General features: G+C 69.9%; 9 protein-coding genes. All 9 read left to right on the top strand.

Annotated elements, in window-relative coordinates; genetic code table 11:
• The first annotated feature begins 28 nt into the window (after positions 1 to 28).
• A complete protein-coding gene (locus tag OG870_RS13515; RefSeq protein WP_266585132.1) occupies positions 29 to 799 on the top strand; it encodes a DUF4097 family beta strand repeat-containing protein in 771 nt (256 codons plus the stop codon).
• 111 nt (positions 800 to 910) lie between these two features.
• Positions 911 to 1,183, top strand: coding sequence for an acyl carrier protein (locus tag OG870_RS13510; protein WP_266513280.1), 273 nt, complete (start codon positions 911 to 913; stop codon positions 1,181 to 1,183).
• Positions 1,180 to 2,562 carry a condensation domain-containing protein gene (locus OG870_RS13505; RefSeq protein WP_266513278.1) on the top strand — a complete coding sequence of 461 codons (1,383 nt, stop codon included), beginning with the start codon at positions 1,180 to 1,182 and terminating at the stop codon, positions 2,560 to 2,562. The genes OG870_RS13510 and OG870_RS13505 overlap by 4 nt, the downstream gene beginning before the upstream one ends.
• 14 nt (positions 2,563 to 2,576) lie before the next feature.
• Positions 2,577 to 3,731, top strand: coding sequence for a Zn-dependent hydrolase (locus OG870_RS13500; RefSeq protein WP_327690895.1), 1,155 nt, complete (start codon positions 2,577 to 2,579; stop codon positions 3,729 to 3,731).
• A gap of 13 nt (positions 3,732 to 3,744) precedes the next feature.
• Positions 3,745 to 4,518: a thioesterase II family protein gene (locus tag OG870_RS13495; RefSeq protein ID WP_266513274.1), complete on the top strand. Its 774-nt coding sequence runs from the start codon at positions 3,745 to 3,747 to the stop codon at positions 4,516 to 4,518.
• Between the two features lie 934 nt (positions 4,519 to 5,452).
• Positions 5,453 to 6,106: a helix-turn-helix transcriptional regulator gene (locus OG870_RS13490; protein WP_266513271.1), complete on the top strand. Its 654-nt coding sequence runs from the start codon at positions 5,453 to 5,455 to the stop codon at positions 6,104 to 6,106.
• Between the two features lie 102 nt (positions 6,107 to 6,208).
• Entirely contained in the window at positions 6,209 to 7,183 is a 975-nt protein-coding gene (locus OG870_RS13485; protein ID WP_327690894.1) for a TauD/TfdA family dioxygenase, read from the top strand.
• Positions 7,180 to 8,166, top strand: coding sequence for a beta-ketoacyl-ACP synthase 3 (locus OG870_RS13480; RefSeq protein ID WP_406349673.1), 987 nt, complete (start codon positions 7,180 to 7,182; stop codon positions 8,164 to 8,166). Before OG870_RS13485 ends, OG870_RS13480 begins: the two co-directional genes overlap by 4 nt.
• A 59-nt stretch (positions 8,167 to 8,225) precedes the next feature.
• Entirely contained in the window at positions 8,226 to 9,257 is a 1,032-nt protein-coding gene (sbnA, locus tag OG870_RS13475; protein ID WP_266513263.1) for a 2,3-diaminopropionate biosynthesis protein SbnA, read from the top strand.
• Positions 9,258 to 9,259: the final 2 nt, after the last annotated feature.

Genomic DNA, 9,259 nt, shown 5'->3' with positions numbered 1-9,259 from the left:
ATCCACAGACCGAGAGGTACAACCCCCCATGTCCCGTAGCCGTCTTGTCTCCCTCGTTCCCTCGTCCCCTCGTCTGCTCGCCGCGGCCGCGGTCGTCTCGGCGGCTGTGCTGGGCGCGAGCGGATGCCAGGGCTCGGCCCTGAACGAGGGCCCCCTCAAGCAGATGAGCGCCGACACGTCGGTCACCGGCCGCGTCACCTCGGTCTCCATCGAGGACGGACGCCACGGCTCCGTCCGCGTCCACCCCGGCAAAGACGGCACGGTGACGATTCACCGGACCGTCCACTACCACGACAGCGCGAAACCGCACCCGGACCAGTCGCTTTCCGACGGGTCGCTGACCTTCAGCAACGGATGCGACAACTGCTACATCGACTACGACCTGACCGTGCCCGCGACAGCGAAGGTCAGCGCGAGCAACAGCAGCGGCGCGGTCGACATCACCGGCGTCGCCGCCGTCAAGGTGAGCACCGATTCCGGCGAGGTCACCCTCGATCGCATCGCCGGCGCGGTGGACGTCGACAGTTCGTCCGGGGCGGTGCACGGCGCGGGCCTGGGCAAGGGCGCGGCGACCGCGAACTCCAGCTCGGGCCGCATCGATCTCGCCTTCGCCGAGCGGCCCAACTCGGTCACCACGCACAGCAGTTCCGGCGCCGTGGAGCTGTCCGTGCCCGGCGGACCGTACGCGGTGACGGCACACACCTCGTCAGGGAGCCGGTCGGTGAGCGTGCCCACGGGATCCGGGCCGGCCATCTCGGTCACCACCTCGTCGGGCGACGTGGTAGTGAAGCCGGCCTGAGCCGGACGGCAGGGACGGCAGGGACGGCGGGGACGCCGGGGACACCGGGGTTCCGGTACCCGGCCTCCCCGCCGATAGCTCCTGTATAGACGGTCCTGTGACGCTGGGGCGATGATCAGTGAGACTGGCACAGCGCCGACCACAGACGAGATCCGCCGGTGGCTGACCGAGCGGATCGCCTTCTACATAGACCTCCCGATCGAGCGGATCGATCCGGACCGGAAACTCACCGAGCTGGGACTCGACTCGATCTACGTGCTGACCATGTGCGGCGACATCGAGGACGAGCTGGGCGTCGTGGTTGACGCAGCCATGATCTGGGACCATCCGACGGTCGGATCGCTGGCCGGGCGGCTGGCCGAGGACGTCGCGGAATCGCGATGACACGGCTGCTTTCGGTCGGGCAGGAAGCCTTGTGGCTGATCCATCGCATGGCGCCGGACAGCCCGGCCTACAACGTGGTGGTGGCCGCGCGCATCGTCGGCGAACTCGACCCGGACGTCCTGCGGGCCGCGCTCCGGGCCACCGCGCAACGACACGACATGATGCGCTCCGCGTTCGTCGAGACCGACGGCGGGGTGCGCCGCGTGGTGCACGACGCCGACTCGGTCCTCCTGGAGTTGCACGAGACGCCCGCGGACATCGGCGAGGACCGACTCCACGAGCTGGTCCACCGCAGTACGGCGAAGCCTTTGCGGCTCGACGAGTCCGCGTACCGGGTGGCGTTCTTCCGGCGCACCCCCCTCGACGGCGTACTGGCCGTGACCGCGCATCACGTCGCCACCGACGCGAGTTCCCAGGGAATCGTCATGCGCGATCTCATCGACGCCTGCGCGCAGGGCGGCGACCCGGACTGGGAGCCGTTGCCCGCCACCTGGGACGACCATGTCGCCGCGGAACAGGCGCTGTTACGCGGTCAGGGCTTCGCCGAGCACGAACAGTACTGGCGGGAGATCTGCGCCGGCGCCCCGACCGTGGTCGACCTGCCGACGGACCGCCCCCGCCCGGCGCGTTCGCGCATGCAGGGTGCCACCGTGGAGGTCAGGCTCCCCGACGAGCTCACCGGACGGCTGCGCGAGAGCGCGTTCGGGCGCGGCTTCACGCCGTTCGTCTTCCTCACCGGGGTGTTCCAGGCGGTGGTGCACCGGCACAGCGGTCAGAGCGACTTCCTGACGGGCTGGCCGACCACCACGCGGCTGACGCGCGACATGCGTGAGGTGGCGGGCTCCTTCGCCAACTCCCTGGTGCTGCGCGCCACCCTCGACCGGGAGACGACCTTCGACGATCTGTTCCGCGCGGTGGACACCCAGGTGAAGCAGGGCCTCTCCCATGTCGGCTACCCGTTCGCGCTGCTGCCGAAGGCGCTCGGGCTGCCGCACGACCCCTCCCGGCCGCCGCTCACCCAGGTCGCGGTGACCATGGTGACGGCCAATCGGCTCCGTCCCCTCTCCGACGTGCTGGCCGCGGGGGAGGAGGGCGGACGGGAGCACACGGCGGGGCCGCTCCGGGTGCGGGCGTTCGACGTCCCCCAACAGGAGGGCCAGTGCGACGTGATGCTGGAGATCGTGCAGAGCAGCACCTCGATCCGGGCCTTCTTCAAGTACGACGTCGCGTTGTTCGACCGCGCGTGGATGGAGCGCTTCGCCGACCGGTTCATCCGGTTCGTGGAGGTCGCGACCGACGATCCGGACCAGCAGGTCGGCCGGGTGTCGATTCTCAGCGAGCCGGAACGCCAGGCGCTGCTGGCGATCGGCGTCGGGTGAAGGGGGCGATCACCATGACGACACCGAGAGTCTCCGCCGAGCGTCTCCTCGATGACATCGCCGGCTTCGCGAAGTTCGGCGAACGCCCGGACGGGGGCGTCGACCGGATCGCGGGATCCGCAGCCGACCTGCAAGGGCGGGCCTGGCTCCTGGGACGCATCCGCGAGGCGGGTCTGACGGGTTCGACGGACGAGATCGGCAATGTCTTCGCCGCCGCACCCGACGGCGAGGACCGGTATCTGCTGACCGGATCCCATACCGACACGGTTCCGGCAGGAGGACGCCTGGACGGCGCCTACGGCGTGATCGCCGCGCTCGAAGTGCTGCGCACGCTGCACGAGAACCACCATCCGGCGGCGCGCAGCCTCCGGGTGGCGGGGTTCTTCGACGAGGAGGGCGCGCGGCCGGACTCACCCGGCGGGCTGATCGGCTCGACGGCGTTCGCCCGGTCGGCGGCCATCGCCGATGTCGAGGCGTTCATCGAACTGCACATCGAGCAGGGGCCGCGGATGGAGCACGCCGAGCTGGATCTGGCGGTGGTCGAGGGCATCGTCGGCATCGACCGCTACGCCGTCACGATGACCGGGTCGGCCAACCACGCGGGCACCACGCCGATGGAGCAGCGGGCCGACGCCGGGATGGCAGCGGCCGCCCTCGCGACGCGAGTTCGCCGGATCGCTTCGGCGACCGATCCGGCGATGGTGGTCACCATCGGATTCATCGAGTTCCTCCCCGGCGCTCCCAACGTCATCCCTGGTGAGGCCAGGCTGGTGGTCGAGTGGCGGTCCGGCTCCGAGCGCGCCCTGGGCGACGTGGCCCTCGCGCTCAGGGCCGCGGCGGACGAGGCGGCCGCGGCGGAGGGGTGCACCTGCGACGTGGTCCGCATCTCGGCGAAGCCGGTGACCACCTTCGACGCGCGGCTGTGCGAGGTCCTCGAACGAGGCTGCGGCCGAGCGGGCGGCACGAGGTCGCGGATGTTCAGCTACGCGGGACATGACGCCAGCGTGCTGGCCGGCCGGGTGCCGACCGCGATGATCTTCGTACCCAGTGCCGCGGGGGTGAGCCACAACCCGAAGGAGGACACTCCGGCTCCGCAACTGGTCCGCGGCGCACAGGCGTTGCTCGAATCAGTCGTCGCCCATGTGCCGGGCACCGGCCAAGAGCTGTGATCGGGGTGAGGACATGGCGCAGAGCGCGGCGGAGCGCCTGCTGAAGAAGTGGTTTCCCTACGGCGACGGCCCGGGTTCGGGACCGCGACTGTACGCCCTGCCGCATGCGGGCGGCGCGGCGTCGGCCTACCGGGAGTGGATCGCCGAGCTGGCTCCCGCGACCCGTGTGGTCCCCGTGCAACTGCCCGGACGTGAGGGGCGGTTCGGCGAACCCATGGCCGACTCGGTGCAGGCGGTCGCGGCCGAGGCGGCCCAGGCGCTGATCGAGCACGCACAGGACGGTCCGTTCGTGCTGTTCGGCCACAGCATGGGTGCCCTGATCGCGTTCGAACTCGCCTGTGCGCTGACCGAGGCGGGCCGCGCGCCGGACTCGCTCGTCGTGTCCGGATATGCGGCGCCGCATCTCGTGAGGGAGAGCCCCGCGGTGCATCTGATGTCCGACGGCCAACTGCGCGACCACCTGGCGTCGTTGGGCGGAACCCGGGCCGAAGTGCTGACCGACCCCGCCCTGTTGGAACTGCTGGCCCCGACGATCCGAGCCGACTACCGGCTGTGCGACAGCTACGTCTGCGAGCGGCGCACCCCGCTGGAGATACCTGTGTCCGCCATCGGCGGCCTCGACGACCCCCGCGTCGGCGCCGAGGAGCTGACGGCCTGGGCGCACACGACGGCCGGGCCGTTTCGTGTCCGGCGTTTCCCCGGCGCCCACTTCTATCTCGGCGAGCAGCGCGACGAGGTGCTCGGGTTCCTGCTGAATGAACTCACGGTGACCCGCAGCGAACCTTGATGTGAGCGGTCGTCTCGCCCTGGTACACATCCGCGTTCACGGGAGAGGGCCGAGCGGACCCTTGCTCACGGCGGGCTCGGAACCGGGAGCCAAAATGTCGGTCAAAAAACGGCTCGTAGGGCGTCCCGGTGACGTTGCCCGGTTCGAGGCTCGGGTGTCGCGCCGGCCCGGGGTGGACGCGCGGGTGAGCCGTCGGCTCCATGAGGCCGATTGACGCGATCCGGAATATGGCGCCGGAGTGGCGCGGGTGGCTCTCGCCGGGGGCGCGTCGGGCGTCTGCGACGGCACGTCCCGGACCGGCACCACAGAAGGCCGTTGAGCAGGGCCGCAGCTGCCCTCTGTCGGCCAGGCGGCGAAGTGCCCGTAAGACCGTCTCCCCCTGGACATAGGCCGTGCCCGCCCGGGCGCGGCCTGCGCCGCATCGTGGGGGCCGTGGAATATGGGCGGTGTCGTGTCTTGTTTCAGTAGTACCGTTTGGCGCAGTGGCGCCGTGCCTCTCAGGGCGTAAACGGAATCAACGGCGCCATCTGTCGCCGGTGATGCCCTCAAGCGAATCTGTCCCACATGTCCCACACGACTCCGCGTTCGAAGCCCCGAGCAACAGTCCCGCTGGGACAAAAAGCTCGGTCAGGGCCATGGACATGCTTCGCACACATGATCCACAGCTTCCAGTAGCATCGCCACAGACAGCCAGATGACACGGGGAGGATTCATGGCGGTTTCCGATCAGTTAAGAGCCACTCACTCCACTGGGCCAGGCGACTCGGATCCCGCTAGCGGACGACTGCTGGCACGCGCACGCAGAGTGGAGAACGAACTGCGCGATCTGCTGGGGGAGTTGGGCGAAGCCCTGGGGCGCGGCGTCATACCGTCGGAGTACGAACCGAAGACGGGGGCGGGGCCCAACGGCAGGTCCACGTGCTTGATCTCCGGCATGAAGAAGATCAACGATACCATCCGCTTCACCCTCGAATCCTCGCGCGAAGAGGTGCTGCTGGCCCAGCCCGGCGGCGCCCGGTCCAAGTCGACGCTGGCCAAGGCGCTTCCCACGCACCTGGACTGCCTGAAGCGCGGTGTGATCACCCGCACCCTGTACCAGCATCCCGCGCGCTACGACCAGCCCACGAAGGACTACGTCCGTGAGACCGCCGAGCACGGTGCCCAAGTACGCACCCTCGACGAGTTCTTCGACCGGCTCATCGTCGTCGACCACCAGGTGGTGATCGTGCCCACCAACTCCGAGCGCACCGAGGCGGCCATGTTCACCGACCCCGCGGTCGCGCGGTTCGCGGGGGACCTGTTCGACCGTTTCTGGAGCCGGGCGATCATCTTCGAGTCCGCTCCGCTCGCCGAGACGGCGAACCTGGTCGGCGCCGAGGTCCAGGAGGCGGTCAAGCGCCTCGTCATCGAGGGCAAGACCGACGAGCAGATCGGTCGGCGCGTCGGACTGAAACCACGGGCGGTCCAGAACCACCTGCGGCGGATCAAGAACGAGCTGGGTGCCAGTTCCCGGTCGGAGCTGTGCTTCCTGCTCGGGCAGCAGAGTGTGCTGGACGACCTCGCCCTGGAGGAGACGCCCGGTTCGTGAGCGTCGAGGACCTCGTCCACGTGGGAAGTCAGGAAGTATCGATCAAATATTGCCCGTTCCTCCATCCTGGGCGCCCTGTTCGAGATGGAACGGAGCATCATCATGGGCCGCACAGGGAGCGCCGACGCCGGTGACATCACCCTGACCACGTCCGAGCGTGCCGCGGTGGCCGCGGTCGGCGCGGATCTGGTCGGAGAGGAACTGCCGAGAATTGACGAGGACGCCTGGGTCGCTCGCGCGCGGGAGTTCTCCGTGCGCCTGCCGGTTCGGCTGCGCGAAGCGGTGCGCCACTACCGGCACGATCCAGGCGTCGACGGCCTGCTGATCGTCCGCAATCTGCCGGTCGACGAGTCGACCCTGCCGCCCACTCCGACGGCGGCGGAATCGGTCGTACGCACCCCGACCGCGCCCGCGGCGATCATCGCGCTGCTCACGTCGTGCCTGGGCGAACTCGCCGCGTACCGGGCGGAGAAGGGCGGCGCGCTGGTGCAGAACGTCGTGCCGGTGCCCGGCCGGGAGGGCAGTCAGAGCAACGCCGGCTCGGTTTCGCTGGAGATGCACGTGGAGAACGCCTTCCACCCGCATCGTCCCGACTACGTCGGGCTGTTGTGCCTCCGCAGCGACCACGACGGCAAAGCAGGCACGGTGGTCTCCTCGATTCGACGAGCGCTGGCCCACCTTCCCCAGGCGGCCCGGCAGGTGCTGCACCGTCCGCGTTTCGTCACGGACCCGCCGCCGTCGTTCCAGCAGGGTGACGCCGGTGCGGCGCACGCCGTGCTCGCGGGCGCACCGGACGATCCCGATGTGCGCGTGGACTTCAACGCCACCGTCGCCCTGGACGACGAGGCGAAGCAGGCACTGGAGCTTCTGCGCGACGCGTTCGTGGGCGTTTCCACGCAGCTGACGCTGGCCGCGGGCGAGCTCGCGTTCGTGGACAACAGGATCTCGATCCACGGCCGTACCGCCTTCACGCCGCGCTACGACGGCCGGGACCGCTGGCTGCACCGCACGTTCGTCCATCTCGACGCACGCCGCACCCGGGGACACCGGCCGGACGGGTCAGCGGTGCTGGCATGAGCGGTACTGGCATGAGCGGTGCCGGTATGAGTGGTGCGGCGATGGTGGGCCTCGGGGTGTTCCGTCCGCGGCGCGTGGTCGGCAACGACGAGATCTGCCGGGTGCTGGACTCCTCCCCGGAATGGATCGTGCGCCGCACCGGAATCAGTACGCGCCGTTTCGCGCAGGCCGACGAGACCCTGGCGGAGATGGCTGCCACGGCGGGGGAGAAGGCGCTGGCCGACGCCGGCGCGAGCCCCGCGGAAGTGGATCGCGTCATCATCGCGACCATGTCGCACGTGGGCGACGATCCGGTGGACCTGCCGTCGGCGGTGGCGGCGCGGATGGGCGTGCGCGCGCCCGCCGTCCAAGTGAGCGCCGCCTGCTCGGGATTCGCCGTGGCGCTGCGGCTGGCCGCCGACGCGGTGACCGCCGGCGGCGCCAGAACGGCCCTGGTGATCGGCGTCGAGCGGATGTCGGACCTGCTCGATCCCACCGACCGGAGCACGGCCTTCATCTTCTCCGACGGCGCGGGCGCCGTACTCGTCGCCGCGAGCCGTCGTCCGCAGATCGGTCCCGCGGTGATGGGCGGGCAGCCGAGCCTGGCCGAGGCGATCACCGTCCGCCGCCGCCCGGAGCTGCCGGACCGGGGCCCCGTCATCCGGATGCAGGGTCCGACCGTGTTCCGCTGGGCGCTGACCGAACTGCCCGGCGTGGTGGGGCAGATCCTTGACGGCGCCGGCCTGACACCGGGCGAGGTCGATGCCTTCATTCCGCATCAGGCCAACCTCAGGATCATCGACGCCGTGGCACAGAGCACGGGCCTCGGCGGCGTCGTCGTCGCCCGCGACATCGTCGAGCAGGCGAACACCTCGGCGGCGTCCATTCCGCTGGCGATGGAGCGGATGCGCTCGTCGGGACAGGTCAAACGAGGCGACCTCGCGCTGCTGCTCGGCTTCGGCGCGGGTCTCAGCTATGCCGGCCTGCTCGCCACGCTGCCCTAGGACCCGTGCCGGGGCGGCACGTATAGGGGTGCTATAGGGCCGGCGCGAAGGATCGAGTTGTGGCAGAACATGAGCTCACCGGCATCCTTTCCGCCGTCGGCAGCACCCCACTGATCGAACTGGAGCGGTTACGTCCGGGATTCGACGGACGGATCTTCGCCAAGATGGAGCGGTTCAATCCGGGCGGCAGCATCAAGGACCGCCCCGCGGTCAGCATGCTGATGGACGAGATCCGCTCCGGCCGGCTGGTGCCGGGCCGCTCGGTCGTCGTCGAATCCAGCTCGGGCAATCTCGCGGTCGGCCTGGCCCAGGTCTGCCGCTACCACGACATCCGCTTCATCTGCGTCGTGGACGCCAAGACCACCGAGCAGAACCTGGCGATCCTGCGGGCGTTGCACGCCGAGGTCGAGGTGGTGACCGAGCCGGACACCGACGGCGAGTACCTGTCGGTGCGGCTGCGCCGGGTCAAGGAGCTGGTGCAGTCGATCCCGCACGCGTACTGGACGAACCAGTACGCCAACGAGATGAACCCGCGGGCCCACACCGGGACGATGCGGGAGATCGTCGAGGCACTCGACGGTCGCGTGGACTATCTCTTCTCCGCCACCAGCACCACCGGAACCCTGCTGGGCTGCAGCAGATACGTGCGCGAGCACGGGCTGGACACGAAGGTCATCGCGGTCGACGCCATGGGCAGCGTGCTGTTCCAGCCCGGCTCCGAGTCCGGCCCGCCGCCCCGGCGGCTGATCCCGGGCCATGGCGCCTCGGTCCGCTCCGCGCTGTTCGAGCCGGGCGCCGCCGACGAGGTCGTCCATGTCACCGACCTGGACTGCGTGGTGGGCTGTCGCCGGCTGAGCCAGCGCGAGGCGCTCCTCGCCGGCGGCTCGTCCGGGGCGACCGTTGCCGCGTTCGAGCGGTTGCGGCCGCGGCTCCCGGCCGGATCGGTGTGCGTGCTGATCTTCCCTGACGGAGGCGACCGCTATCTGCACACCGTCTACTCGGACAGCTGGGTGCAGGAGCACTTCGGCGAAGTCTCGCACCTGTGGAAGACCCCTGATTCGGTCGCCGCGACGCAGCGGGAGAAAGGGTAACG

Origin of the sequence: Streptomyces sp. NBC_00461 (assembly GCF_036013935.1) — a bacterium.
Classification (GTDB): Bacteria; Actinomycetota; Actinomycetes; order Streptomycetales; family Streptomycetaceae; genus Streptomyces.
The sequence above is the reverse complement of the archived record's forward strand: the minus strand, read 5'-3'. Positions and strand labels throughout refer to the sequence as shown.

Excerpts from the sequence above, each read along its gene's own strand:
- OG870_RS13515 (WP_266585132.1), top strand. The coding sequence starts at position 29 with ATGTCCCGTAGCCGTCTTGTCTCCCTCGTTCCCTCGTCCCCTCGTCTG.
- OG870_RS13510 (WP_266513280.1), top strand. The coding sequence starts at position 911 with ATGATCAGTGAGACTGGCACAGCGCCGACCACAGACGAGATCCGCCGG.
- OG870_RS13505 (WP_266513278.1), top strand. The coding sequence starts at position 1,180 with ATGACACGGCTGCTTTCGGTCGGGCAGGAAGCCTTGTGGCTGATCCAT.
- OG870_RS13500 (WP_327690895.1), top strand. The coding sequence starts at position 2,577 with ATGACGACACCGAGAGTCTCCGCCGAGCGTCTCCTCGATGACATCGCC.
- OG870_RS13495 (WP_266513274.1), top strand. The coding sequence starts at position 3,745 with ATGGCGCAGAGCGCGGCGGAGCGCCTGCTGAAGAAGTGGTTTCCCTAC.
- OG870_RS13490 (WP_266513271.1), top strand. The coding sequence starts at position 5,453 with ATGAAGAAGATCAACGATACCATCCGCTTCACCCTCGAATCCTCGCGC.
- OG870_RS13485 (WP_327690894.1), top strand. The coding sequence starts at position 6,209 with ATGGGCCGCACAGGGAGCGCCGACGCCGGTGACATCACCCTGACCACG.
- OG870_RS13480 (WP_406349673.1), top strand. The coding sequence starts at position 7,180 with ATGAGCGGTACTGGCATGAGCGGTGCCGGTATGAGTGGTGCGGCGATG.